The organism is Flectobacillus rivi, assembly GCF_030056655.1.
Taxonomy (GTDB): domain Bacteria; phylum Bacteroidota; class Bacteroidia; order Cytophagales; family Spirosomataceae; genus Flectobacillus; species Flectobacillus rivi.
On sequence record NZ_JASHIE010000024.1, the window covers coordinates 1 to 26,433 of the forward strand.

Sequence of the window (26,433 nt, forward strand, 5' to 3'; positions counted from 1 at the left end):
GCCGCAGCGGGCACGTATTATGCCTTTTATTACGATTCAGTATTAGGTTGTTATAGTCCAGCGTCGACAGGAGTAGTTGTTACGGTAAATGCTTGTGATACCGATGGCGATGGAGATTTGGATACGACAGACCCAGCGCCTAATGATCCATGTGTATGGAGTAATAATCAAGTCTTAGCGAATACTACAACAACTTGGCGCAATGCAGATTGTGATGGAGATGGCGTTTCCAATTATAAAGAAGCTACTGGTACAGACAATGATCCGCTTACGATTGCTGATAATACTAATCCTTTGGATGGTTGTAGTTATAACGATATAGACCAAGTACTTGCGAATACTTCAATAGATTGGAAAGCACTTGATTGTGATAAGGATGGCAATCTCAACGGAACCGATAATCATCCTAAAGTACCATTTGTCGCAGACGATGTTTTGAATGTTAGCTTCGGTATAACTGGTATGGTCAATGTCCTAGCAAATGACGATTTTATCGGAGGTCTTGCAACAAGTTTGACAAGAACAGGAGGCACAGCAACTGGTACCGTTTTATTAAATGCTTTGACAGGTATCATGAGCTACACGCCAAATGCTTCTGAACCTGGCTCGAATGTTACTGTGATTTATCAGGTGTGTAATACTGCCACAATTCCAAGTGTTTGTGCTACCGCCACAGTCAATATCAGTGTGCCATTGGCTGGAGATACAGATGGTGATGGTGACCCTAACAATACAGACCCAGAACCGTTAAACGGATGTGTATGGAGTAATAATCAAGTTTTAGCCAATACTACTACCGCTTGGAAAAATAGTGACTGTGATGGTGATGGAGTGACTAACTACAAAGAACTCACAGGAACGGATGATAATCTAGCTACTACTGCCGATAATACTGACCCACTGGATGGTTGTAGTTATAATACTGTTGACCAAGTATTGCTAGCGACCAGTCCACTATGGAAATTGGCAGATTGTGACAAAGATGGTAATCTGAATGGCACAGACCCTAATCCAAAATTGGCAGTTGCCAACGATGATAGTTTCTTAGCAAACTTTGGAAGTGCAACTATATTTAATGTTTTGACAAACGACGATTTTCTTCCTGGTCTAGCTACAACTATTACTCAAACTGGTGGAACTGCTGGAGGAACTATTGCGATTGTTGGCTCAACAGGTGTATTGACCTACACGCCACTTCTGTCAGAACGTGGTACATTGGTAACGGTGATTTATCAGGTTTGTAATACTGCTACAACACCAAACGTATGTGCGTCTGCCACGGTGACTATCGCTGTACCTGCCGATACAGACTTGGATGGTATCCCTGATAGCCTCGATTTGGATGATGATAACGATGGTATTTTGGATACTGTAGAAGATGCTCAGTTGAGCGCTGATATTGATGGTGACGGAATTCCTAACCGTTTAGACTTGGATAGCGATAATGATGGTCTCAATGATGTAGACGAAGGTTTAGGTATAGACCTCAATCGTGACGGTATGGCCGATGGCATCGTATCTGTGGCCGGGATTCCTGCCACTGCTCTTGGAGGTCTGGTATTGAGTGCTCTGGATATTGATTTGGATTCCTTGCCAAATCCTTATGATTTAGACGGCAACAATGATGGAATGTTTGATTTGGTAGAAAATGGACTAAACGCGAATCTAGATCTAGACAATAACGGTGTTGTAGATTGTGTAAGCAATTGTGACCCTGATGGTGATGGTATTTTGACGCCTGTAGACGGTTTGCCAAATACTTGGAAGGATGCTGGACTTCCTGATTTGAGCCCAACGACGGATATTGATAATTTGGAATTTACGAATGTTATTAATAGTCGAGATTTTATCGTAAATATTTTTGAAATAAATAACATTCTTAATATTTCAGGTAGAACCATTAGTTTCCGAGTAGCCAAAATTTCTGGGTTTGACATTACTTATTCTACAACCTCTGGTTTGTCTGACGTATTGGGTGGTACTTCGAATACTAATAGTGATTGGGATTTTACAGAAAATGAAAACTCAATTACTGTCACAGCCAAAGCAGGAAGTGTTACCTTACAAAATACCAAAAAAGTAGTAGGGTTTACTATTACTCGAAAAGCGGGCACTCCTAGTATTACAAGCCAAAATATCACAGTTACTATCATCTATGGTTCGGCAGGCGAAGAACGTGTAAGCAATAATATTGTTGAAACAAAAGTTACTGCCAACTAATAAAACCAAGCAAGCCTTATGAATATTTTGAAGAAAATCCGAATTCTCTTAGCCTGCTTGACACTTTTTAGTGTAAAAATAAAGGCGCAGGATGTTAGTATCAATATCATTAACCAACCTGCTACACTGACTCAAGGCTCTGCCTTGGGTCGGGTAATGGTTGATATTTGTAATAATGATGGTGGTAGTCGTAATGCAGTAGCAGGAAAACTTCGCCCTTTAATTAGCTTTCCGAGTAGTTTGGTTGGAAATACCGTTGTTCCTATTACGTTCGCTGGATGGAATGTCTTAACAAATGACGGTCAATCTATTAGACTAGAAAACACGGTGGCTATTGCCCCTGGCGAGTGCTCTCATATTGTATTGGGTTATACTGGGGTAAACATCGGGGGACCTCTCACGGTTACAGGCACAATGGGTTTTAACGGTCCTCAAACGGTTGGAAATTTAACAGGGAATGACAATAGTACCACCTCCATTACAATTGCTGCAGGAGGAACCGATAGCGATGGTGATGGCGACCCTGACATTTCTGACCCAGCACCCAATGACCCATGTAACTGGGGCACAGGGCAAGTGATTGCAAATACAACTCTAGTATGGCGTAATGCTGACTGTGATGGCGATGGGGTAACTAATTATGCTGAAGCAACGGGCTTGGATGGTAATCCATCGACAATAGCCGATAATACAGATCCTAAAAGTGCTTGTAGTTTGAATCTTACACAAGTAACGCTTATGGCAACAAGTTCGGGCGATTGTGATGGAGATGGAGTTACCAATAAAGATGAAATTAATGGTTTGGATAGAAATCCACTTACTGTCGCTGATAACACTCATCCTCTTGATTTGTGCAGTTATAATGCCATAGACCAAGTAATAGCTAACACAAGTATGACTTGGCGAACGGGTGACTGTGATAAGGATGGAAATTCAAATTTTACAGATCCTAATCCTAAAACTCCAACAGCCAACAATGATGTTTTAACCACAAACTTTGGGTCAATTGGATCCGTTAATGTATTAGCAAATGACGATTTTTTACCTAATATAACTTTAAGTATTACTCGCTCTGGAGGTACTGCGCAAGGGACAGTTAATTTTTCGCCGACTACTGGATTTATGTCCTATTCGCCTCTTGCTTCTGAGCAAGGCTCAACGGTTTCTGTGAGTTATATTGTTTGTAATACGGCGGTAAGTCCTAGTGTTTGTGCCAATGCGGTGGTGAATGTAACAGTTACAGGATCATCACCACGTTTGAGCATTACAAAAGCTGTTTCTTCAGGGTTGTATTCTCTTTTCGATAATTTTACCTATACCCTTACCGTAAATAATACAGGATCAGTACCAACCTCAGGTATGATTATTATCAAAGATACGCTCCAAATGGGTTTGGCTTTGGTTTCAGCAACGGTCAATACTGGCTGGGGTTGTAGTGCTTCGGGGCAATTGGTTACTTGTACACGTACCAATAGTATTCCTGCTGGTGGCAGTAGTGCTGTTACTATAACTGTAGCTGCCTTGCAAGCAGGCACTTTTTACAACAAGGCAGGTGTATACGGGGGCGGAGATGCCGTTGCTACTAATGGAAACACTGCGGCTCAATCAAATGTTACGACTACATTTGTGTCGCAATTTTCTGTAAGGGTATCGTTGAAAGTTTTCCTCAAAGGAGCGTATAATCCTGTCGATGGACTAATGCAAGACAATTTACGATCACTAGGGCTTATACCGCTGGTACAACCTTACGGGAAAGGAGCTTACGCAGATATTCCGCATTTAGGACCAGATGAAGTTACTACTGCTGATGTTCTGGCTGTAACAGGAAACAACGCTATTGTGGATTGGGTCTCAGTAGAGTTACGAGATAAAAATAATCCCGCAAGTATATTGTCGAGCCGTTCGGGACTCATACAGCGAGATGGAGATATTGTCGATGTAGATGGGATAAGTTGTTTGAGGCTCATGAATGTAAATAACAACAATTATTATATCGCTATTCGTCACCGAAATCATTTGGCTGCCATGAGTGCTTTGAGTTATCCACTGACAGGTGCTTGTTTTAATTTGATTGATTTTACCAGCCCAAGTGTGAGCTTATATACAAAATCTAATACAGATCCAGAATTTAGTGCTTATCCGATGATGGATGTTGGAGGTATTCGTGCGTTGTGGGGAGGTAATGCCAGTCCTGATAGATTTGTCATATATCAAGGTCCTAATAATGATAGAACCTTTGTGGGAAGTGTAATTTTGACAGACCCTAATAATACAGAAAATTTGAATAATTATATGGTAACTGGGTATTTGCGAGCAGACTTAAATCTGGATGGGAATACCATTTTACAAGGACCGAACAATGATATAAATTTATTATTCAACGAAATATTTACACACCCTGAAAACGCTGAAAAGCTAAATAATTTTATTATTTTTCAGCAATTACCTTAAATATCTATTCAATGAAAGCTAAGCCGTTTAGCTTTTTTCTAAAAACCACGCAGTCTTTACGTAGTCTGTTTAAGTATGTTAACTTTAAAATTTACAACATTATATGTTAGCGGTCAAAATTAAAATTATTTTACCCGCACTAAGCTCTAGGCTTTATGCAGTAGGCTAAAAGTTAGATAGTATTTTTTATGAAGTATTAGATGCTTTTTTGCCTAATGCCTACGGCTTACGGTCTGAAGCGTATTAATTCAATTTTATGTTGTACTAATACCTAAGTTAGTGGGCAAAATATAATTAATTTTACCCGCACTAAGCTCTAGGCTTTATGCAGTAGGCTAAAAGTTAGATAGTATTTCTCATGAAGTAATAGATGCTTTTTTGCCTAATGCCTACGGCTTACAGCCTAAAGCGTATTAATGCAATTTTATGTTGCATTAATACTTATAAAATCGCTAAATAAAAAAATTGGTTAGGGTATTAGCTCTCTTTCTTAAGTAGCTGATACCCAATAACCTTTTAAAGTTTGTTTGGCATGTTTTGTGTAGTTCAAAAAACATCAAATTGATAAAATCTTATGAAAGCGTTTCTACATTATTTATTCCCTCTAATAGGGCTAATAGCAAGCTGTAATACTACTTTTGCTCAAAAATCAGTGAATCCTCATATTAGTTTTAAAATAGAGTTACGCCCAGATGGCTACTACTATGGAACCATGAAGTCGGATACAACGCTGAGTTCAGTAAGTCCCAGTAACAACATTTCTACCATACAATTTACGGTAGTTGCCCCTATAGGAACGTTTTCTCCTATCTCTTATACAGGCTCAACGGTACTTAACCTCCTAGGAAGTATTGAAGATTTAGTATCTTCAGACAATCTTGGTTCATATTTGTGGACTATTCAGCGATCTACCTACGATGCTAATACAGAGTATGCTTTTATAGGAATGACTGGTTCACCACGACTTACAAATACGATCACAAAAGATGTTGAAATTCCCTTGTTTCGTTTTAGACTGCAAAATTGTTTAGGAAATATCCGTATGTATCAAAATGGCATAGATTTACCAAGCCGTTCGGGAACAGCCTTGCTAAATACGGATTGCTCTGCCTATATCACAGGCATTAGTAAAGGTTTAGCTGACGCCTACAAAGATAATTATGGTGGACCCGCAGTATGTCTCACCGCTCCCGTCCCCGACTTGATGACGTCATTGACTGCACCATCTTCTGGTGCTCCCAATACGGCTTACACCTATACCATCAGCGTCATGAATGTAGGCTCAGGTGCTAGTTCAGGAATTGTGTCAGAAAGTTTTAGTTTGCCCGCAGGTTTGACTTTTAATAGTGGAGGAGGCAACGGCTGGACTTGTGCCGTTGCAGGCACATCCTCAGGGACAACGACAGTCACCTGTACCAATCCCGCACCCAATTTGCCTGCAAGCGGAAGTATCAATTTTCCATTAACGGTAACACCAACAAGTCTGGGTGCTTTTACCATCACAGCACAAGTATCGGGTGGGGGAGAAACCAATACCAATAACAACAATGCCACAAGTAATACCACCAGTATCGGTTGTGGCGTAAGCGCAGGAGGAATCAACAGACTTTAATCAATTTTTTGATTAAAGAGAAGACATATAAGCCTAAGGAGGACAGCAATAACAGCACTGCAAAGCGCTTTTATTGGCAGAAATTCAATAAGATAAGGAGTAACTATTTTTTCGTTGCGAGCGAAAATCAATACTTCAGCAGTACTAGAGGTTGGTATAATCTGCCAACCTCTTTTTTGGGAGATTGGTCGAGTGATTGGCGATAAAAGGATAGTTTTATGGTGGTAGTTATAGTTACGCTTGTTCACAATCATTTAATAAGAATGGATTCATACGAAATACTTAAAAGTACGCATAAAGTTGGACAACGCATTTCTGGCGTAGTTATAGGATTTGAACGATTTGAATATCAGGATTTTGTGACTTATCAAGTAGAGGTTGAAACAAACTCTAAATACAAATCAATATTAGTATATGATAGCACTCAATATGATTTGAATCTAACAAATGAAATTATACCTCAAAAAGGAACATATATTGAAATGGTTGTGAAAAACTTTGTTGATAAAACCTTATATCTAAGTGCCAATCCAAATGATTTAGACGAAACCGAGATAAAACTATATGAAGACTTTTATCATTTAATTGCAACTATTAAAGAAGGTACTAAACTAAAGGGTAAGATACTTAAAGTTAATCCTTTTGGAATTTTTGTTGATTTAAACTTCCCATTTATTGGGCTTGTAGATATTGGACACTCTAATTTTAATGAGGGAGAGAAACTTCCTAAGGACTTTTATACTTGGGCAAAAGAAGGTGACAGTATAGATTGTATTGTCTCTTATTATCGGTTTTATAACAGACAAATAGGATTAGGTTGGTTACCTGATGAAACAAAATAAATAGAAAACATTAGCTAGTGCTGGATTCCTATCCAGTATTTCATATTATGATATTCTTTGATTTGCTCTTATGTGAAATCAACCAGATAGTTATTTAGACAGTCTCATAATTAAATATGATAGAAGACTTAATTTATAAAGAACAAGATGATGTAGTTTGTATATTTCATCGACAATTATATTATGATTTCCTGTATAAATATGTTACGGAGGTATTGAAAGAAAAAATAGATGAAGAATCGAATAAACATTTCTTAAAGGTTTTATCAGACATGACTACGTTTGAAGATGTAGCCCTAATAACTATGGAATTTAGTTCATTTTGGATGTATATGATTATGGGTAAATTAAAAGATGGCTATGCCGAATACAACATAGTGAATCATCCTTCGATGAATGAAGGAATATTTCAATTTAAAAAAAGATTTTTTGTTGAAAATAACATAGAAGGATTTATAGAAGAAGTGCTTCCTGATGGTAGTTTTAAGAAATCATGTTGGTTATAGAATATTTACGACTAACTACCTTGCAGTCGCTCAGCTCTAGCCGAGTGAGGCTTATCAGTGAGCTCTCTGGATAGGAAATGAATTAAGATTAAAGGAAAAATATGTGAATTAATTCGTCAACTCATGGCATGGCTTATCATATTGAAGAGATTAATATCCTTAGGTCTAAATAGGAATGTGATAGACACTAAGCTTGCAGACCCAACCAGAAAATGTACATGGCTTGTTATGGAAAGATAATGGGCTAAAGTCTTGAAAGCTAAATAAAAGGTGGGTGAAAAAATTGAAGTAAAGTATGGAGCTGATATAAGATCAACAAGGTTTGTTGTAAGAGTATGGTTAAAAATTTTACTTGGCACGTATTTGTAAAACAAAATTTCTGTTCGCCACACCTTACTTTTCTTCACTGGGCCTGCCTCACATAGACGTACTCGTCTAACGCAAGAAGAGTAACCGCGCGGCAGCCGCAAAAGAAAGTCAAGAAATCTTAATTGATGACTTATAGAGTTTAAGCATACTCCAAACTATACAATTGATGGTATGAAAGCTTCTCCTAAATTTTTCAAATTAATTTATTATCATATGGAAAGTACAGAGCTTAAAACATTAATAGGCTTTATCAAAGAAAATACAGTTTTTAATGAAATAATATCAAAAACAATCATTGTAGAATATTATACTATTGAGAAAGGAGGAAGCCTAGATTCGATACTTCATTTGAAGAATGGAGATATTATAACATTCAGAGATTTTGATACCAGCTTTATTTGGAGTATTTGGTCATTAATTAATTTATATTTTAATGCAACCTCTTATAGTACAAATCGATGGAACAAGGCTGAGTTTACTGTATATAAAGATGGGCGATATGATGTAAAAACATGGTGGGATAGCGAATTTCAGATTTCTTTATATGGCGAAGACAACTAAATAATACACTAGCTACCGCTAGATTCCTATCCAGCACTCCTTTTTTCTAAGGATTCTATCCCTTGCAGGAGGCTGTCCAAAATGGATAGAATCCTGCAAGGGTCAATGTTATCGCAAGCTATAGTTTCCTACTCTTAGTTTAGCCAAGTCCAATTTGGATGATTTGAAGAGTTTATCATTTTCGGTAGTCTAATGGTGGCTTTCTATCGCCTGCCAAGGATTTATATTCAAATATTTTTGTTCCTCGTCTTTGGTACAATTCCTCTTTGGCTTGTTCAATCAAATTGGGTGATTTAAACAAGTTTTGAGCCGTTAGGGCAATCGTTTGGGCGGCGTTCATCATGCCTTTATGCCCAATACTCATACCATTGCAGGCAACAGCTTGCCAGCTGTGGGCGGGCACGCCTGGCACCCACGTGGCAGTAGAAAGCCCAGCCGTAGGCGTAACCCAACTCACATCGCCCACATCTGTAGAAGCAAGAAAAGCCAAGTCTGTGGTATAAGGACGTACCGTTTGGGCAGAAGTGATCGGGGCAAGTGTTTGGGCATTTACCGTCTGACGAATTTTTTCGGCAAAAGCTATTTCTTCAGGTGTGTAAGGTACACCTCCGACTTTTTCAAGGCTTTTTTGCATTTCTTTTGCCAAAATATCATTGGGGAGTAAATTGTATAATCCTGCCAAAATTTCGTAGCTCATTTTCGTTTCTGTACCATGAGCTGCCGCTTCTGCGGTTTTGAGGAGGCGTTGCCAAATTTCTTCTAAACCCTGTGCTGTAGGGTTACGAATTGTATATTCGACCATTGCATAATCGGGCACGATGTTGGAGGTAAGTCCACCGTTTTTAATCACATAATGAATACGTGTTTCGGGAGAAATATGTTCTCGCATCAAATTTACCATATAGTTCATGGCTTCAACGGCATCTAAAGCCGAGCGACCTTTTTCGGGACTAGCCGAAGCATGAGCCGCCAAGCCTGTAAAACTAAAATTGGCTACTCGATACGCCAAAGACGAGTTCGGACTAGCGTTGTTGTTATCGCCCGGGTGCCAGTGTAATACAGCATCTACATCTTTAAAAATACCTTCTTTTACCAAGTAGGTTTTGCCACCGCCAGCACCTTCTTCAGCTGGTGTGCCAATCAGACGAATGGTTCCTTTGATATGGGCTTTTGCCATCCAATTTTTGGTGGCAATGGCTGCCGCAACCGAGCCGACACCAAACAAGTTGTGTCCGCAAGCATGGCCATAGGCATTCACAAATTTAGCTTTTCTAAAAGGTACTGCTTCTTGTGATAAACCGGGCAAGGCATCCATTTCTGCCAAGATACCAATCACTGGAGAGCCAGTGCCGTAGGTAGCTATAAAAGCCGTTTGTATCGCTCCAACCCCTTTTTGTATTTGAAAGCCAGCTGCTTGCAATTCTTCTATCAGTGCGTTGGCGGTTTTGTCTTCTAAATATCCCGGTTCGGCCCATTGCCAAATTTTATCTGATAAGGCAGCGTATTGGATGGACTTTTGTTGTAATTCTTGGGTAATTTCTTGTTGAGCCAGCGCACACGGAATGCCTACCCAAAGGCAGAGGCATACATACAGTAGTTTTTTCATGGTTTTAGTTTTGGTGAATGAATGGAAAACAATTTTTTGACGTATTTTCGCCAATATCAAATTTAACCCATGAGCAAATCTAAATCAAGCAAGTAGCAGAATGTTATTTTGATGATACCCAAGCAAAGAAAATAAAATGAAAGCCTAGCTAGTGCTGGATTCCTATCCAGCACCCTTTTTTCGTAGGATTCTATCCTACATATCCCTCCATGGTTATGTTCTAATTAATCCAACCTAAAATCTCCACTACAAAACCCGATTGCGCAGTCTCATAAAGGGCTTTTCTATCAATATTTGTAAAAAGTAAGCGAATACGATACAAGTGATCGTCGAGATGACCAACATAAGATTGGGGTTCGATATATACTTAGATAACATTTGGTGTGTGATATGTATGATGCCTTTGTGAGTAAGATATAAACCATAAGATAAGCTAGCTAGTTGACTGGTAACCATTGATTTAGTTCGATACAAAAAGCTGTTTGGATTAATAGCTCCTGCTACCATCAAACCGTAACCTATGGCAATTATAGGAAAACCAAATACAGAGGCGTTGAAGGTTGTTTGATCTTCACACAAAAAATAAGCAAAGGATAACATTGCTAATGATGCCACCAATAATAAGTTGCCATACTGCGATATACGACCCCATACTTTGGGTGAAAATTGATAAAATCCTGCGATTGAAACGCCTACCAACAGTCCGTCGAGCCTTGTGTAGGTTGGATAGTAGAGATATTTGTACCAATACATCCAACTTAAGTTATCGGTACTTTTGGGCAGATATAAATACGTGTAGCTATAATAACGAATGGCAAATCCCCCCAAAAACAGCAAAATTAATAACCAATAGGAATACTTAAACACTGATTTGGCTTGTAATAAAAGCAATACCAAAGGGAGAAATAAATAGAAATGCTCTTCTACGCACAGTGACCAAGCATGTGAAAAAGCACCATTTAATTTAAGATTTAAGCCTAAGTTTTGGATAAAAGTTAGATATTTCCATAGAGGAGCTAAGCTATCTTTTTCTCGAAAAAAAGGTACACAAAAATAGAGTATCACCGTAAAGCCAAAGGCGGGAATAATCCTGAAAAAGCGTTTCAGGAAAAATGTTCTGAAGGAAATACTTTCACCTATTTTAATTTGTTCAAACAACTGTGATGAAATCAAAAAGCCGCTCAATACAAAAAATAAATCAACTCCTGTCCAGCCAAAGCTTGCCACTTTAGGTAGCCATTCGGGCTGACCTCCACTTAGAATATAATAATGAAACAAGAATACAACCAGAATGGCAAAGGCTCGCAGGTGGTCTAAGCCATAAAATTTGTGAGTGACAGTTTTGTTCAAGGTTTTGAATATTTATAGAATAGAATAATAAGGTTCGTTGCTATCTGGTTGGTTTAGTGTTGATTAGATGGTAAAATTGGAGCTATCCATTTGATAAAATCATGAGGCTCTAAGATATTCCAAATATGAAAGCCTCTGTTTTTTGTCGTAATATATTCTACATGTTTATTTCCCAGTCTTTGTAGCAACTGTTGAAGCTTTTCAGAATCTACCGCATTTATGTCTTCAAATTGTAGGGCTTCACAATACGTTTTTTGGACAAAAGCCAAATCTGGTTCGGCATATAAGCGAATTGGAATATTGGATAATAGTTTGGCGTTTCCACCATCTGCCTGATTCGCTGAAAATACAGAATTATGAATATATGCCTCTTGTTGTTCATTAGCTGAACCCTTTAACTTACCCTCTAAGTTATTTTTGATTGATAATCCTTCTTTTTTAATAAGATTGCTGGAGCAAGCATACTCTATTTTTCTCACCGAAGAAATATATAGCCTAGTTAAATCTAAAGGTGGGTCTATCGTAAAAATAGCATCTACTTTGGAAGGCGATTGTTGCGATGCCAAGTATTCAGCGTAGTGCAAAGCAATCGTTCCTCCAATCGATAAGCCTCCCAAAACACATGGGATATGTTTTGTCGAGGAGGTATTTTGGAATGTACGAATCAACTCATCAAGTTGAGCGAAAGTGTTTGGTTCTGGGGTAAATGATGGAGTCAGTTCTGGAATGATTGTCACAAAGCCTTTTTCTAGTAGTAAATAGGGGAGTTTATTTTTGTAAAAAACACTTTTGGGCTTTTCTCCCCAAGCAGGAATAAGCAAAAGGATGCCCTTGATTTCTTCTTGGGGTTTTAGATAGAAATAAGAAAAAGATTTATCCAGTGATTTGGCTTTCCCTTTTTGAATAGTTTGTCCGTGGCTTGTACTAAACTGAGCCATAAGACAAAGAAAGAGGATAAAGATTTTCATTAATGTTGTTTAGAGGAATAACGAAATATTTAAGAAAAATATTGATGAGGAATTTCCAAACTGGTGCTAGAATCTCTCGTTAGAGTTTGATTCTTATCCAGCCCTTTTTTTCTAAGGATGTTATAAAACACTCCTATTGTTTTCTTCACATTCAGTTCAACTGTTTTTTGTTAGTCTTGCATAATGCTTCTAATTGACTTCTCAACTGTATGGACTTTTTCGCCATTTGTGAGTGTACATACAAAGGTTTAAGTCTTTTGGTTAATGGTTATTTTGCCCTTGACAAGCAAGTAATGACAAGAGGAATAATGCAAAAACAGTGAATCTGTTAACAACCCACGGAGCTTTTGTTTTTCAGAAGTAAATAGTTACAAATTACGAAAATTCTAATAACAGGATATTTATAATAGTTTTTGTATAGCATCTACAGCTTGTTGAAAACGATTATCCCAATCACCCGAAAGTAAGATGTAATCGATTTTTTGAGATGCTAATTCTTGTTTATGGGAAAAATGCAACTTGAGTCTATCTTCCTTTTCAAGCCTAGTCCCATCCTGTACGAAGGGGGCGTCAATATCCGAGAAAAGGTATAAATCAAACGTATTCGCTTGCTTAATCCAATCGTCTATTAATAATTCTTTGTTAAATAAAAACTTGGCGTATGAATTTGTGATGTTCACATCGGTGTCAACAATTAATATCTTATTGGACAAAGGTGTTTTTTCAAGTATAGTTATGGCGTGTAAACTAGCAATTTGTTCAAGATGTGATAGCGTACATTCCTCTGTTTTTTCAATAACCTCACGTGCCGTTTCTGGGACATAATTAGTCTTGAAATACTGTGCTAGGTTAACAGTAAGAGTCGATTTTCCAGTACTCTCAGAACCATAAATACAGATTTTTTTTACAAAATACGGCTTGGCTGAATCAGCAATATAATCCCAATACCTTAATGGATGTTGCCTAATCAAACTAGCAGAGATGTTTGTGATTGTACGAGCAATGTCGTAAAAAATGGATTCACAATGAAGGTATTCTGCTAAATATGCGCCATAGGGTTCGGAGCTAATAATATAATCTAAATCAGGAATAAGACTCAGAATTTTATTTGCCCATACTTGCGAAACTTCTCTGGAGGAAACAGAAGTATTAGGCAGCTCCGACTCGTGGTATTCAAGAAGTATGGGATTAATATTAGGGCAGTTATTATATGACTTTTTTATCCATTCTAATCTGGTTTGCCCATCAATGCTTTCTGTATCTGAAGCACAAATCAACACGAAAAGTATATCACATTGCGTCTTCGCAAACTCAATTAGTTTTAAGTGTCCAAGGTGTAAGGGATAAAATTTGCCAAGAGTAAGCCCTTTCGTCATGATTTAAGAGATTTTTTCCAAGTCGACAGTCCATGAATGGCTAAAGATAGAAATATGAAGTACTCGATGCTAATGAATAATATGTTTTTTTGAAAATACACAAAAACACATAATATGTCAGTTAGAATCCAAAGAAGCCAGTTTTCAAGAATCTTTCTGGCTAATAGAACATTGGCAATGATGCTCGAAATAGCAATAAATGTATCAATATAAGGATAGGAGGCTGGCTTAGTAAATAAGCTGGGAAAAAACAAATGAATATGTTCGATGAAATAGCCCAAAATGCCCGTAGACAAAACTAGAATGATCAATATAGTTTGCTTTTGACGAGACGAAAGTTGTGTGATTTTAAGGGTATTATCTTCTTTTCTTTTCCAAATGAACCAGCCGTACAAACTTACTATAAAAAAATATACTTGTAAAAACATATCAGAATATAGACTGACTTGGGAAAAAATGAGGAAAAAACATACGACATTAATAATCCCTGTAGACCAAGTTAAAATATTTTGTCTTGTCGCAAAATATACGGATAATAGACCAAATAACGTCCCAACAAATTCTATATAGCTCAAGGGATAGCCCCAAACATTAGCAAACGTTGTGTTAATGTCGAAATAATACATTTTATATTTCTGCTTTTAATGAAGTAATAAATTATAACGCTATATGCTATTAGCCGCTGGGAATCAGAAAGAATAAAATTATCCTTTTCTAAAACCTAAAAAACTAAAAGAGAAGTATTAATTCTTCCGCTAGGTTAATAGAGGAGTTGCTTTACTCATGCACAAAGTAAATTTCTTTTACAAACTCAAACCCTAATCCGCCTTTTGCAATACAGATTTCCATAGGTTGATTTTCTTTGATTGCCATCCACATATCTTTATTGATGCTTAACCGTTCTTTTTGGTTTTGGTGTTGAAAATAAATGAAGTACGAAGAAGGGGTTCTTGAACTTTGTCCTTTTTCTAAAATAGGGAAAATGGCGCACGTTGTTGAATTAAATGGAAATGTTCGGTTATAAAAACTTGCTAAAGAAGGAGTACCTATCAGAAAGAGGAAAAATAGACTTTTAAGAAAAAAGTTCTTTTGGGCCATTGGATGACTAAGTAAGGGAGTTCTTTCTTTTATATGGTATATGGTTTGATAGCCTAGAATCAATCCAACCACTAAGAAGATTACAAACAACGTGCCTCCAAAGAAAATCTGATCCATTTGTTCGATTTCTAAACAAGCAAGTATAGTAATAAAAACCAATATGAATGCTAGCCCATCAAGTATTCGTAAAATGTTTATACTCTTTTGAGGCAAGGGAGGAAAATATTTAGTAGGCTTTCTTTTCTTTTTCATTCTCGGATTAGTATGTGAATTTTGTCAGTGCTACTTAAGGGCTAGCTAGTGCTGGATTCCTATCCAGCACCCTTCGTTCCAAGGATTCTATCCCTCATTTAGGCAATGTATTCGAAACCGCACTTGAATGAATACCTGATACGGATAAGTTTGACCAACATATTAAGTCGTTACTAGCCCAGAGAAGATTCCAATGAGGATAATTAAAAAGAATAAAAATGAGTAAGACATAGTCAGTAGTATGAACTTTACAATCGTTTTTACCCAACTTTGCTGATATACGTTTTTGATAGAAATCATGAAATACACTAAACTCAGAACTATCACAAACAATCCAATGTATCCTGATTGATCATAAAAATCTTGATTGAAAAAGTATTTGTGTAAATCATTCAGCAATTCACATATTGCCCAAAACACAAAAATAGCTGAGTGGGTATATAAGGTAAACACAAGGTGTTGAAAGTAATACCGCCACTTGGTACGTCTTTCGAAAAACCATAAGATATAGGCTGCAAACGGTAATAGAATAAACATGATTGTAGGCAAATAATTGTTGAACAACAACGTTCTGCCATTTATTTCTGATTTTAAGCCGTACTTTTCTTCAAGATAGCGATGGTATTCCTTCACAATACTATTTTTGATAGTTTTCCTGACAGGGAAGAATGTAGATATTCCCTTAGCTGTCAACACGGAATCTAAAGCCTCATCATTTAATTGAAAGTAGTAGGTGATAGAATCTTTTGGAATGATTAGTTTTTTGATAAGACCCAAATAAAATTTGGAGCCATCTTTTCTAGCATTATACTCTTTTTGAGCATCTTTCATACCTTTTCTGAATTCATCCAGATTACTTTTTGAGACAGTATCTGATTCCGATTCGAGGTTATGCGAAAGGTCTTTTTTAAATTGTCTAGCAAAGTTTCTACCGCTATTATAGTCTCTATTTTCAGCTTTTCTCAGCGAATCAATGGTAGTTTTGCTCTGTTGCTGGGTGCTGCTCTCATCTTTTAGTAGGTCTGAACTCATGATGAAAAAGAAGATAGCACTAACCCCAAAATACATTCTTACAGGGTGCATATATTTAACTCTTTTTCCTGAGTTAAAAGCCAAAGTCAGTTTACCTGGATGTGTGAAGATAATTCTTACTGTTTCAATATATTTTGTTTCAAAAAAAGTAATACCTCCAATAAATTCCATAATCAGGTCTTTCATGGGGGCATTCAAATTGTGGTTTTCTTGTCCACAATCATGGCAATAATTTTCATTGCGTTCAAGTACAGTTTCACAATTTGGACATAAATGGGTTTTACGACGTGCTTTTCTTTTTCGCATTATAAAATAGTAGTAGTAGGATTGAAAATGAGGTTATACAAATTTAGATAGTTTTAGGAAAAACTCCTTAAGCCTTCCTCGCTAGTGCTGGATTCCTATCCAGCACCCTTCGTTCTGAGGGTTTTATCTTTTTTAAAGCGTTTTATAGAATACTCATCTCTTTCTCATCATGTCTAGTCCAAATATATTCTGTTAGTCTTGCATAATGATCCTGATAAACTTCCCTACTGCATTGAATTTTTGTGATTGGTGAGTGCAAATGTCACTTCTTTCCCACCCATCCCAAATGCGTATGTTGAAAGCTATCGGTATATTTTAGTCCATAGCCCATGACTCTGTCCATAGCTGAATGACCAAACAAAATGATACCTGATAGAGTCATGAGGTCATGATTGAGCCAATATCCAAGACCAATTACAGCGATACCCAATAATTTGTGATGAAATAAGTTGTATGCCCAAGCGCCAATTTTGGTATTAAATAGGTATCCTAACATCGAAACATCTGGTAATAGAATACACGCTGGGTATATCCACCAAACATAATCTAGTTGTTGAAATAATAGTATTGAAAGCAGTAGCTGACCAAGTTCTTCTAATTTGAGGAGGAAATTCATATCTTTTGTCATGTTCGTTTTTGTTTTTGTGATGACACAAAATTCGAGCATTAAAAAGTATTTACTCTTGACAAAAATCAAGAACTCTCGGATTTACGTTTTCTGATACGACTAAATGTTTCGGCGCTCATGCCCAATACCGAAGCGATGTATTGAAGCGGAACTTGATTAAAAAGCTCTTTATTGTGTTCGAAGTACGCATCATAGCGTTCTTCGGCGGTCATCGACAAATGTGAAAACACACGATTTTCAATCATGGCAAAGCATTTGACAATGAATCGTTTTTCTATATCTAGCCATTTGGGAAACTCCTGGCAAAGTTTGAGATAATTTTTTTTCGAAAGGGTCAACAATTCAACATCGGTAAATGCTTGAATCGACCAGCGATTGGGCTGGTTGAAGAAAAAGCCTGCAATTTCGGTAATAAGATAATTTTCGGTCGAAATCCACTGGGTAATTTCCTTGCCATCTACAACAGCATAAACCCTTAGAATCCCACTTTTGATTAAACTAAGCTTATCACAAACTTTATCTGATTGGGTAAAATAAGCATTTTTAGGAAGTTTTTCTTCTTTAAAGAAGGAGCGAAGGAGTTCCAACTCAGCCTCAGAAAGTTGCCCGAAGTTGTCTTGAATAATAAGGTTAAAGTCTTGCACGGAAAAATTTGTTATAAATCTTGAGCATTTTCTGGATATAAGTAGAAAATGGCAATGAGCTGGTTTGTTGCTGTATCCCAAAACATCATATAAGCTTTTTCCTCAGTACTAAAAGTATTTAAACACACTTCCTTTGCTGAGGAACTTGAGAGTTGTTTAATCGCTTCTTCCCAAGAACTTATTTCTTCATTTTCAAAAAATGACCTTTTTAAACTTTTGTTAATTCTTAACCTTGTCGTGTATAATCCAGTTAGATACTCTCTCGTTTGAACTATTTCCTTTAGAATACTCTCAGGATTTTGTTGGAGTGCGACTGCACATTCTTGCGCCAGAAAAGACTCCTTTTCTGCTTGAAGGCCATTTAAAACTTGCTCCTGTGTCATTTAGATTTGGTTTTTGGATAAAAGGTGTCAAAGATATATGTCTAGTTACTGAATGTAGAGTTTAGGAGTGTTAAGAGTGCGCCAACTTAGCGTATCAGTGAAATATAGCAGGCTATGTTCTTAAAATCTTCTCCATTTTTTTACCTTTTGCTAGCTCATCGACTAGTTTGTCAAGATAACGAATTTGTTGCATCAATTTGTCTTCTATCTCTTCAATACGATATCCGCAAATGGTACCCGTAATTTTAAGGGCATTGGGGTTTATTTGAGGAGCATTGGCAAAAAAGCTTTCAAAATCTATTTTTTGCTCAATAATATGTTGAATATTGGCAACATCATAGCCTGTTAACCAACAAATCACTTCATGTAATTCGTCTACAGTCCGTCCTTTCTTTTCAACTTTCTGCACATAGTGAGGATACACACTCGCAAAAGACATTTTGAAAACTCTGGTATTCGTATTCATTAGTAAAGCGAAAGATTAATTGATAGTTCTATTTATAGGTTAAATGTACCATCCTTCTAAATATACCATTCTTCAACAGAAACGTATTGTCGGACATACCAGAACTTGCAGACTAAGTTTTACAAATAAAGATATAGCAAAAATTTCCAAAAGAAAATAAGTCATGTAAATAAGCTTTAACAAGCAAGAGTCTTTGTATCTTTTTGTAAAAAAGCTCTGTAAGAGCGACAGTTTGGTAGTATCAACTATAAACTAATGACCTCAGAGCGCCGTAGGTGCGAAAGATTACAGGTTTATTTTCTTTCGCACCTACGGCGCTCGTTTAATTATTCGGAATGATTGATTCAGTGCTACCAAACTGTCGCTCCTACGGAGCTGATGTAAATGAATGTTTCATTGCGATGTTATCAATAAATATGAGCCTAAAACCATTTAAAGTAATGAAGAAGAGCGACAGTCTGTGAATGTAATCTTGACATGAATTAAATTCCAAAAACCTCATTGAAAATAGCATTGATTTTGTCCTCAAGTATTTCTATCAACTCCACATCCATAAATTCATAATCATCGGGAATGCCTAATACTTCTATAGGTGGTAAATCAAGGAAGGTCTTTCTGTCATAAATGCTTTTTAGATATTTGATACTAATGTGACACTATTTTCAATCCAATAATAGAGCCAATTAAGGTACTGATAAAGAATAAGCGCCAAAAAGTAGCAGGTTCATTAAACACAAGGATTCCCAAAAGTACCGTTCCAACAGCACCAATGCCTGTCCAAACAGCATAAGCTGTAGCAATAGGAAGCGATTCAATGGCTTTCATCAAGAGCCCCATGCTGATAATCAAAGCCATGATAAATCCTGCGTACCAAAAATATACTTCGTTTCCTGTACTTTCTTTTACTTTGCCCAAACAAAATGTAAAGGCCACTTCAAACAAGCCTGCGATAATCAATACAATCCAATTCATATTTTTTGTGTTAAAATTCACCAGCAAAGTTCTGAATCGGAGTGGAAAATAAATTTTACAAATGTTAAAAAATACTTTTTATCGAATCTCAGCTCTAATTCTACTCAGACTTACTTGGCTTATGCCAAGGTATGAAGCAATATGCCCCAGTTGGACTCGCTGAATTAGGTCAGGATGTAATTGCAGAAGTTCATGATAGCGTTCGCTGGCGGTTCTGAATTGTCGGGCAATAAATCTTTCTTCCGTTTTGACGAGCTCTAGTTCTGCCAATTTTCGTCCCCAATTAGCGATATGAATATCACTTTGATAAAGATTTTCCAACACTTCTGTCTTTAATTGGTACAGTTCACAGTCTTCCAGTAACTCTACATCTTCATAGCCTTTTTGTCCAGTGACATAGCTTTTTAAAGACATTAAAGTATCCCCTTCTTTGCAAAACAGAAAAGTAACTTCATTGTCAGGCGTTTGAGTATAGAGTCTTGCAATTCCTTTTTTGATAAAATAAATACTACTTTCCACTTTATTGGCTCGCAGTAGAATATGACCTTTCGGGAAACTAACCTCAGAAATATGTTCTTCCAGCTTTTGCATGGAAGCTTCAGGTAAAGGGTAAATTGTATTTGAAATTTGTGATAGAGTCATATCAGTTGGAATCGATTGCTTCCCATTTTCCTTTTTTGAAATAGAGATTATTGAATTTAGGAGAGTAAAAAACTAAATGAAAGTACCAGGGATAACGGTAAGTTGTAGGGTTAGAACTGAGGATATGATGTGTTGGTTGAGCCATATTGATGAGTAAGTGTTCAGAAATATAGTTTTTAGTAACCCTGATTTTGCCTACATAAGTCCTCATGATTTGCTCTTTTTTGGTTACATAGAAATAGATGGAATCATTATCCTTTATTTCAAATCGAAAATGATTGTATTGCCAATCGGCTTGTTTTCCCGAAAAATAGGTTCTATCTACAATGTACAGCCCATAGTAATCATCTTTTTCTAGATTGGGTTTTCCTAATATCCAATTTAGACCAGACAAAACCATAACCATCGCCAAAAGACCCGACCACAAGAAGCCAATGATTTTCCCCCAATGATGTTTTCCTGTTATGAACCATGTAATCAAAAGAATTGCGGATAGAGGAACCACAAATAATATCATGAACAGGTTAAAGCCGAAGCCCATATATCATTGAAATTTAAGATAAATACTTGTAGGCTATTTGACAAAATCCAAATTCTGCATTTTATCAATGCAAGCCTCAACCGAATCATCCGTAGACTTCAGTTGATATTTTAAAGACCAAGTTTTACTTTTTACTAAAAATATTCCTAAAGATTTTTCGAAGTAAGCCTCTACTTTGCTGTCTATACCTACATCAGGATTGGTAAACTTTAATATCTGAATAGATTTTTGATGGATAGTATAGTCAAAAGAATCTACAGCAACCATCCTATCTGAACCCTCAGGAATATGATTTGTCCAAAGTGTGTCCGATTTTCCATACTCATATTTAACTACGTAGAAGCTACTCACTTTTTGTTGAACCGTTTTTTGCCTTTCAGTGCATGAGCTCAAGGCTATAAATACGATAATATGCAAAATTTTTGACATAGCATTATTGATGAAGTAATGTCAATAAATCAGTGTGTTGAAAGTTTTACGAAATTCGAAACAAAGATGAGAATATTCATTGGTTGACCATAATTTGTGAGATACAAAGAATTAAGGTATGGTAAACTTAAACATATTAGTGAATGAATTTATCAGTTTGATAGCAATTAATATAGACTTACACAACCATAGACGTGGTTTACCCCAGATTTTACCTCACAAATAAACAAACTAATTGGGTATAGAATAGCATATTCTTACTTATCTATTCTGGAAGAACATGATAAGATTTTAATGCAAAGTGTACGTGTATTGTCCGAGCTTGAAAGTTAACCCCAATTCAATCAAGCAATTAGTACAATCCCAAGAATAAATTTGACTTGTAATTAGCGAAAATTTGCTAAATGTATTTATAGAAATATTTGGTATAACTTCGTTTGTCATGGAATAATATTGTGTAGGTAGATACTTTGAGATAAAATTCTTTGTTTTATCCTGTTTAGTACAGTAAACGAAGATGCTATAAGGATTAGACAATATCTCAGAAAATCTTCTTCAAAAATTAGAATAAATAAAGATTAACGTCAAAAAAAGCGTTGAAAGAGATAGGTTTTGAAGTGAAAAAGGACACTTGAACAAAAATGCCACTCTCAAAAAAGTATAACGTTTAGCACGAAAAAAATTAGATTGTCGTGGAATTGTGAAATTTCTTCCCTAATTTTGCACCCGAAAAGAGTTAGTAAGTTTAAGATGTAATAAACCCCAGCCAAGCAAAGCGAAAAAAATCTCTTTCCTTATCTTGTAAAGGACTTGCATCCAACGAATAACCTCTCAAATCGAATTCCAAAATCACAAATCCAACTATAAAGAAATGGCATCAGTCAGACCAGATGAAGTGTCAGCCATCTTGAGAGAACAACTTTCAGGATCTAAGTCAGAGGCTGAACTCCAAGAAGTAGGTACCGTGCTACAAATCGGTGATGGTGTAGCTCGTATTTATGGACTATCGAAAGTACAAGCGGGTGAGTTGCTCGTATTTGAAAACGGCTTGAAAGCCCTAGCCCTTAACCTCGAAGAAGACAACGTAGGTGCGGTATTATTGGGTGAATCATCTGAAATCAAAGAAGGTGACACCGTAAAACGTACAGACGAAATCGCCTCTATCAAAGTAGGTGACGGTATCTTAGGTCGTGTCGTGAACACACTTGGCGAGCCAATTGACGGCAACGGTCCAATCGCAGGACAATTATACGATATGCCACTTGAGCGTAAAGCTCCAGGGGTAATTTATCGTCAACCAGTAACAGAACCTCTTCAATCAGGTATCAAAGCGATCGACGCTATGATTCCAGTAGGTCGTGGTCAACGTGAGTTAGTTATTGGTGACCGTCAGACAGGTAAAACAACTGTTTGTATTGACACAATTATCAACCAAAAAGAATTCTACGATGCAGGTCAACCAGTGTTCTGTATCTATGTAGCTTGTGGTCAGAAAGCTTCAACTATCAAACAAGTTGAGCAAGCTCTTCGCAAAGCAGGTGCTATGGATTACACAGTAATCGTAGCAGCTGGTTCAGCAGACCCAGCTCCAATGCAGTTCTTTGCTCCATTTACAGGTGCTGCTATTGGTGAATTCTTCCGCGATACAGGTCGTCCAGCATTAGTAGTGTATGACGATTTGTCTAAGCAAGCGGTAGCTTACCGTGAAGTTTCATTGCTTCTTCGTCGTCCTCCAGGTCGTGAAGCTTACCCTGGTGACGTATTCTATTTACATAGCCGTTTGTTGGAGCGCGCTGCGAAAATCAACGCATCTGACGAAATCGCAAAAAATATGAACGACCTTCCTGAATCTTTAAAAGGAATCGTAAAAGGTGGTGGTTCATTAACGGCTCTTCCAATTATCGAAACTCAAGCGGGTGACGTTTCTGCTTATATCCCGACTAACGTAATCTCTATTACTGACGGTCAGATCTTCTTGGAAACTAACTTGTTTAACGCAGGTATCCGTCCAGCTATCAACGTAGGTATCTCTGTATCTCGTGTAGGTGGTAACGCTCAAATCAAATCAATGAAGAAAGTAGCTGGTACATTAAAATTAGACCAAGCTCAATTCCGTGAATTGGAAGCCTTCGCTAAATTTGGTTCTGATTTGGATGCCTCTACTAAATTGACTATCGAACGTGGTCGTCGTAACCTTGAAATGTTGAAGCAACCAAATGGTAGCCCTCAACGTGTAGAAGATCAAGTCGCAATGATTTATGTTTCTACAAACGGGTTAATTGATTCTGTTGCGGTATCAAAAGTACGTGAGTTCGAGAAGGATTTCGTTACAGTTATGCATGCTACTCAAAAATCTACTATGGATGCTTTGAAAGCAGGTAAATTTGACGATTCTTTGACTGATGTATTGAAGAAAGTGGCGAAAGAAGTGGCAGTTAAATACCAAGGATAATATTTGAATGTAGGAGAGGGTAGCACGCTACTCTCTCTTTTACAGTAATTAATCAATCGACGAATTTTGAATTGTGAATGAGAAATCATCATAATACTCTTTCGAAAAATGATTACCGTTACAAAATATAAAATCATTACTTGACTTGAGGTAACTTTAACGTAAACTTTCTGAGCTCTTACAATTAACAGATACACCAATCACAAATAACGATTTTATTTACATCAAATACATCATTTCTATCATTCACTGTTTCAAACATTAGCAAAAGATGCCTTCATTAAAAGAAGTCCGTAACCGAATAGTGTCAGTAAACTCTACTCAGCAGATTACTAAAGCCATGAAAATGGTTTCGGCGGCTAAACTTCGCCGTGCAACTGATGCTATTGTTCAAATGCGCCCTTATTCGCAGAAGTTAACCGAAATGATTGCAACTGTTTCGGCTAATGCAGAAGGTGCTCAATCGAACCCATATACTATCACTCGCGATATTCAAAAAGTGTTAGTAATCGTTGTTACTTCTGACCGTGGTCTTTGTGGAGCATTCAACGCCAACGTTGGTAAGGCAACAGTAAACCTTATCGCTGAAAAATACGCTAGTCAAAATGCCGCAGGCAATGTTGAGGTTTTGGCTTTGGGTAAAAAAGGTGCTGAATACTTAACTCGTCGTGGTTATAAAGTAAACGAAAAATTTGTTCATATCTTCTCAAAATTATCTTTCACGTCGGTTCGTCAAGCAGCAGAATATGCAATGGACGGATTTGTTGCTGAAAAGTTTGATGTTGTAGAAGTTATTTTCAATGAGTTCAAAAACGTGGCAACTCAAATTTTGAGAGCAGAACAGATGTTGCCATTAGTTGATAAACAAGATAGTAACGTGAAAGCTTCAACTGTTGATTATATCTTCGAACCTTCGGAAGAAGAAATCATCAGCGAGTTGATTCCTAAAGCGTTGAAATTGCAAGTTTACAGAGCTGTTTTAGAATCAAATGCTTCTGAACACGGTGCTCGTATGACTGCAATGGATAAAGCTACAGAAAACGCAGGCGAGTTGTTGAAAGACTTAAAACTTGTTTACAACCGTTCTCGTCAAGCTGCGATTACGAAGGAAATCCTCGAAATCGTTGGTGGTGCCGAAGCGTTAGCCTCAGCTTAGTCTTGTTAAAAGATTATAAAAAAGACCTTCCGAAAGAAAGGTCTTTTTTTATGTTTAGACTTTAACATCTACAGAATTTTAAACTCGTCATTTCCTATTTTCTAGAATCTTTGAACACAATTACGACTCTTCCAATCAATCCTACCGAGATAATCCCACCAATAAGTAGAATAAAAAAGGTTTTTTCATTGAATCCATTGGTCGAATCAAGCAGTGCTATAGCACCCCAAGTGATTAATGCGACGGTGGAGATAATAGCTACAACCAGTAATATATAGGCAATATTTTTCATGAATTTTTCGATTTTTTCTAGTTCAAAACTAAAAGAAGGATATTGCTTAAACAAGAAAATAATAGAATTGTTATTTTGCTTACCTATTTGCTGGTCAATTCATCATAAGCTGCCGTCAAACTTCTTTGGATTCCATCGCCTTTCCATTCTGGTGCATTCGGAATGGCAGTTGTTTTAAGAATTTCTTCTTTACTTTTTCCAGCCTTTATTTCTTGTGAAACATAGCCTAAAAGCTGTTCTAAGTAGTTTTTGAAAGCTTTGATATCTTCGTGAGTACCTGTAATTTTCTCAGGATCAAAAGCATGTCCAAAGACAAAAATAGTATCCTTGTCAAAAGTAGCATTGATTTTGTCCAGCACATTGATCCAAGAATTCATACTAGCGCCAGCGTTGCGGTCTACCACAGGAAAGCGACGGTTGAATACCAAATCCCCACAGTGTGCTACATTGGCACGTTCAAAGTGAATGATAGAATCGCCATTGGTATGACCTGCACCAAAATAATGCATTTTTATAGTCTCTTTTCCTAATTTCTCTTTGTGGGTGTCTTGATAAGTGATATCTGGGAAAAGCTGTTTCTCTACCGTGTTTTGTTTTTCTGCAACGGCTTTTTGATTTTTCAAGGAGTTTTCGTGAGCAATAACATGTTCTACAATACCTTTAAAAGAAATATTTCCACCAGAATGATCACCATGATGATGGGTATTGAAAAGCAATTTTATAGGATTTTCTGACATCCCTTTCAAAGCTTCAATCAAATGGTTAGATTGTTCAGGAAATTGAGAATCTACCACAGCAATTCCCTTACTAGTTGAGGCGAAGGCAATAGTACCGCCTCTTTCGGTAAATACTCCCACGCCATTGCGCAACTCCTTGATTTTGTAAGGAGTATCAAATGGAAATTTATAGGAACTCACACCGAGACTTGCCATCAAGAAAGCAGAATGTTGGAGAAAGAGTCTTCTTTGCATAGAATAATGATTGTTAGAGTTGTGTTGAATTTAGAGAAAGAAATGATTTATTAAAAAACTAACATTTATCAGATTGGGATTGTTTGATATGAAGGCACAAAAGAAAATAATCAACGTAATCAGAGACTTAAGTATGAGTGATGAGTTTTGAGTGTAATTTTATGATTACTAATATTTTATCTGATTAATTTGATTAATTGGAGATGTAAGATATTGATAATTAAAATTTTACATTCACAATTCAAAACTCATAATTCAGCACTAATTATGAATACATTGCTCTCGAGTTATTCCTTTGTGCCTTTACT

At 36.9% G+C, this 26,433-nt stretch carries 25 protein-coding genes; 8 read left to right on the forward strand and 17 right to left on the reverse strand.

The annotated features are described in order from the left end of the window. From QM481_RS24155 to QM481_RS24180, 6 genes are all read left to right on the forward strand, one after another. The coding region (locus tag QM481_RS24155) for an Ig-like domain-containing protein (RefSeq protein ID WP_374760927.1) at positions 1–2,220 on the forward strand (2,220 nt) is incomplete at its 5' end. A gap of 18 nt (positions 2,221–2,238) precedes the next feature. Continuing rightward, entirely contained in the window at positions 2,239–4,671 is a 2,433-nt protein-coding gene (locus tag QM481_RS24160) for a hypothetical protein (protein ID WP_283383693.1), read from the forward strand. Between the two features lie 574 nt (positions 4,672–5,245). After that, positions 5,246–6,283 (forward strand): hypothetical protein, encoded by a 1,038-nt coding sequence (locus QM481_RS24165; RefSeq protein WP_283383694.1) that lies wholly within the window; start codon positions 5,246–5,248, stop codon positions 6,281–6,283. A 263-nt stretch (positions 6,284–6,546) separates the two neighbouring features. After that, positions 6,547–7,125, forward strand: coding sequence for a S1 domain-containing protein (locus QM481_RS24170; RefSeq protein ID WP_283383695.1), 579 nt, complete (start codon positions 6,547–6,549; stop codon positions 7,123–7,125). A gap of 116 nt (positions 7,126–7,241) precedes the next feature. Next, positions 7,242–7,631 carry a hypothetical protein gene (locus tag QM481_RS24175; RefSeq protein WP_283383696.1) on the forward strand — a complete coding sequence of 130 codons (390 nt, stop codon included), beginning with the start codon at positions 7,242–7,244 and terminating at the stop codon, positions 7,629–7,631. Between the two features lie 540 nt (positions 7,632–8,171). Continuing rightward, positions 8,172–8,561, forward strand: a complete 390-nt coding sequence (locus tag QM481_RS24180) for a hypothetical protein (RefSeq protein ID WP_283344820.1) — start codon at positions 8,172–8,174, stop codon at positions 8,559–8,561. A gap of 175 nt (positions 8,562–8,736) precedes the next feature. On the opposite strand, the gene QM481_RS24185 is transcribed toward QM481_RS24180, so the two are convergent. From QM481_RS24185 to QM481_RS24255, 15 genes are all read right to left on the reverse strand, one after another. Further along, positions 8,737–10,167 (reverse strand): amidohydrolase, encoded by a 1,431-nt coding sequence (locus QM481_RS24185; protein ID WP_283383697.1) that lies wholly within the window; start codon positions 10,165–10,167, stop codon positions 8,737–8,739. A gap of 246 nt (positions 10,168–10,413) precedes the next feature. Then, positions 10,414–11,517 carry an acyltransferase family protein gene (locus QM481_RS24190; protein ID WP_283383698.1) on the reverse strand — a complete coding sequence of 368 codons (1,104 nt, stop codon included), beginning with the start codon at positions 11,515–11,517 and terminating at the stop codon, positions 10,414–10,416. A 53-nt stretch (positions 11,518–11,570) separates the two neighbouring features. Then, positions 11,571–12,485: an alpha/beta fold hydrolase gene (locus QM481_RS24195; RefSeq protein ID WP_283383699.1), complete on the reverse strand. Its 915-nt coding sequence runs from the start codon at positions 12,483–12,485 to the stop codon at positions 11,571–11,573. A 401-nt stretch (positions 12,486–12,886) separates the two neighbouring features. Then, positions 12,887–13,861: an AAA family ATPase gene (locus QM481_RS24200; RefSeq protein WP_283383700.1), complete on the reverse strand. Its 975-nt coding sequence runs from the start codon at positions 13,859–13,861 to the stop codon at positions 12,887–12,889. After that, on the reverse strand, positions 13,858–14,487 hold the full coding sequence (gene pnuC, locus QM481_RS24205) for a nicotinamide riboside transporter PnuC (protein ID WP_283383701.1): 630 nt from the start codon (positions 14,485–14,487) through the stop codon (positions 13,858–13,860). Before pnuC ends, QM481_RS24200 begins: the two co-directional genes overlap by 4 nt. Positions 14,488–14,638: 151 nt before the next feature. After that, positions 14,639–15,211, reverse strand: a complete 573-nt coding sequence (locus tag QM481_RS24210) for a hypothetical protein (protein ID WP_283383702.1) — start codon at positions 15,209–15,211, stop codon at positions 14,639–14,641. Positions 15,212–15,373: 162 nt separating this feature from the next. Further along, positions 15,374–16,549: a DUF3667 domain-containing protein gene (locus tag QM481_RS24215; RefSeq protein WP_283383703.1), complete on the reverse strand. Its 1,176-nt coding sequence runs from the start codon at positions 16,547–16,549 to the stop codon at positions 15,374–15,376. Positions 16,550–16,811: 262 nt separating this feature from the next. Beyond that, on the reverse strand, positions 16,812–17,177 hold the full coding sequence (locus QM481_RS24220; protein WP_283383704.1) for a DUF4260 domain-containing protein: 366 nt from the start codon (positions 17,175–17,177) through the stop codon (positions 16,812–16,814). Between the two features lie 65 nt (positions 17,178–17,242). After that, entirely contained in the window at positions 17,243–17,821 is a 579-nt protein-coding gene (locus tag QM481_RS24225; protein ID WP_283383705.1) for a Crp/Fnr family transcriptional regulator, read from the reverse strand. Positions 17,822–17,832: 11 nt separating this feature from the next. Continuing rightward, positions 17,833–18,204 carry a hypothetical protein gene (locus QM481_RS24230; RefSeq protein ID WP_166549208.1) on the reverse strand — a complete coding sequence of 124 codons (372 nt, stop codon included), beginning with the start codon at positions 18,202–18,204 and terminating at the stop codon, positions 17,833–17,835. A 112-nt stretch (positions 18,205–18,316) separates the two neighbouring features. Beyond that, on the reverse strand, positions 18,317–18,670 hold the full coding sequence (locus QM481_RS24235) for a DUF2200 domain-containing protein (protein ID WP_283383706.1): 354 nt from the start codon (positions 18,668–18,670) through the stop codon (positions 18,317–18,319). A gap of 645 nt (positions 18,671–19,315) precedes the next feature. After that, on the reverse strand, positions 19,316–19,642 hold the full coding sequence (locus tag QM481_RS24240) for a DMT family transporter (RefSeq protein ID WP_283383707.1): 327 nt from the start codon (positions 19,640–19,642) through the stop codon (positions 19,316–19,318). A 78-nt stretch (positions 19,643–19,720) separates the two neighbouring features. Then, positions 19,721–20,233, reverse strand: a complete 513-nt coding sequence (locus QM481_RS24245) for a Crp/Fnr family transcriptional regulator (protein ID WP_283383708.1) — start codon at positions 20,231–20,233, stop codon at positions 19,721–19,723. 52 nt (positions 20,234–20,285) lie between these two features. Beyond that, on the reverse strand, positions 20,286–20,825 hold the full coding sequence (locus QM481_RS24250) for a hypothetical protein (protein WP_283383709.1): 540 nt from the start codon (positions 20,823–20,825) through the stop codon (positions 20,286–20,288). Positions 20,826–20,858: 33 nt separating this feature from the next. Further along, entirely contained in the window at positions 20,859–21,254 is a 396-nt protein-coding gene (locus QM481_RS24255) for a hypothetical protein (protein ID WP_283383710.1), read from the reverse strand. Between the two features lie 871 nt (positions 21,255–22,125). Between QM481_RS24255 and atpA the strand changes: the two genes are divergently transcribed. Both atpA and atpG read left to right on the forward strand, forming a co-directional pair. Next, complete coding sequence (atpA, locus tag QM481_RS24260) at positions 22,126–23,706, forward strand: F0F1 ATP synthase subunit alpha (protein WP_283368946.1); 1,581 nt, start codon at positions 22,126–22,128, stop codon at positions 23,704–23,706. A gap of 271 nt (positions 23,707–23,977) precedes the next feature. Then, complete coding sequence (atpG, locus tag QM481_RS24265; protein WP_283383711.1) at positions 23,978–24,862, forward strand: ATP synthase F1 subunit gamma; 885 nt, start codon at positions 23,978–23,980, stop codon at positions 24,860–24,862. Between the two features lie 94 nt (positions 24,863–24,956). Here atpG and QM481_RS24270 read toward each other — a convergent pair whose 3' ends face one another. Next, complete coding sequence (locus QM481_RS24270) at positions 24,957–25,208, reverse strand: hypothetical protein (protein ID WP_283383712.1); 252 nt, start codon at positions 25,206–25,208, stop codon at positions 24,957–24,959. A gap of 29 nt (positions 25,209–25,237) precedes the next feature. Next, complete coding sequence (locus tag QM481_RS24275) at positions 25,238–26,125, reverse strand: MBL fold metallo-hydrolase (protein WP_166549195.1); 888 nt, start codon at positions 26,123–26,125, stop codon at positions 25,238–25,240. Positions 26,126–26,433: the final 308 nt, after the last annotated feature.

Coding starts and splice junctions, on each gene's coding strand:
- QM481_RS24160 (WP_283383693.1), top strand. CDS start 2,239: ATGAATATTTTGAAGAAAATCCGAATTCTCTTAGCCTGCTTGACACTT.
- QM481_RS24165 (WP_283383694.1), top strand. CDS start 5,246: ATGAAAGCGTTTCTACATTATTTATTCCCTCTAATAGGGCTAATAGCA.
- QM481_RS24170 (WP_283383695.1), top strand. CDS start 6,547: ATGGATTCATACGAAATACTTAAAAGTACGCATAAAGTTGGACAACGC.
- QM481_RS24175 (WP_283383696.1), top strand. CDS start 7,242: ATGATAGAAGACTTAATTTATAAAGAACAAGATGATGTAGTTTGTATA.
- QM481_RS24180 (WP_283344820.1), top strand. CDS start 8,172: ATGAAAGCTTCTCCTAAATTTTTCAAATTAATTTATTATCATATGGAA.
- QM481_RS24185 (WP_283383697.1), bottom strand. CDS start 10,167: ATGAAAAAACTACTGTATGTATGCCTCTGCCTTTGGGTAGGCATTCCG.
- QM481_RS24195 (WP_283383699.1), bottom strand. CDS start 12,485: ATGAAAATCTTTATCCTCTTTCTTTGTCTTATGGCTCAGTTTAGTACA.
- QM481_RS24200 (WP_283383700.1), bottom strand. CDS start 13,861: ATGACGAAAGGGCTTACTCTTGGCAAATTTTATCCCTTACACCTTGGA.
- pnuC (WP_283383701.1), bottom strand. CDS start 14,487: ATGTATTATTTCGACATTAACACAACGTTTGCTAATGTTTGGGGCTAT.
- QM481_RS24210 (WP_283383702.1), bottom strand. CDS start 15,211: ATGAAAAAGAAAAGAAAGCCTACTAAATATTTTCCTCCCTTGCCTCAA.
- QM481_RS24215 (WP_283383703.1), bottom strand. CDS start 16,549: ATGCGAAAAAGAAAAGCACGTCGTAAAACCCATTTATGTCCAAATTGT.
- QM481_RS24220 (WP_283383704.1), bottom strand. CDS start 17,177: ATGACAAAAGATATGAATTTCCTCCTCAAATTAGAAGAACTTGGTCAG.
- QM481_RS24230 (WP_166549208.1), bottom strand. CDS start 18,204: ATGACACAGGAGCAAGTTTTAAATGGCCTTCAAGCAGAAAAGGAGTCT.
- QM481_RS24235 (WP_283383706.1), bottom strand. CDS start 18,670: ATGAATACGAATACCAGAGTTTTCAAAATGTCTTTTGCGAGTGTGTAT.
- QM481_RS24240 (WP_283383707.1), bottom strand. CDS start 19,642: ATGAATTGGATTGTATTGATTATCGCAGGCTTGTTTGAAGTGGCCTTT.
- QM481_RS24245 (WP_283383708.1), bottom strand. CDS start 20,233: ATGCAAAAGCTGGAAGAACATATTTCTGAGGTTAGTTTCCCGAAAGGT.
- QM481_RS24250 (WP_283383709.1), bottom strand. CDS start 20,825: ATGGGCTTCGGCTTTAACCTGTTCATGATATTATTTGTGGTTCCTCTA.
- QM481_RS24255 (WP_283383710.1), bottom strand. CDS start 21,254: ATGTCAAAAATTTTGCATATTATCGTATTTATAGCCTTGAGCTCATGC.
- atpA (WP_283368946.1), top strand. CDS start 22,126: ATGGCATCAGTCAGACCAGATGAAGTGTCAGCCATCTTGAGAGAACAA.
- atpG (WP_283383711.1), top strand. CDS start 23,978: ATGCCTTCATTAAAAGAAGTCCGTAACCGAATAGTGTCAGTAAACTCT.
- QM481_RS24275 (WP_166549195.1), bottom strand. CDS start 26,125: ATGCAAAGAAGACTCTTTCTCCAACATTCTGCTTTCTTGATGGCAAGT.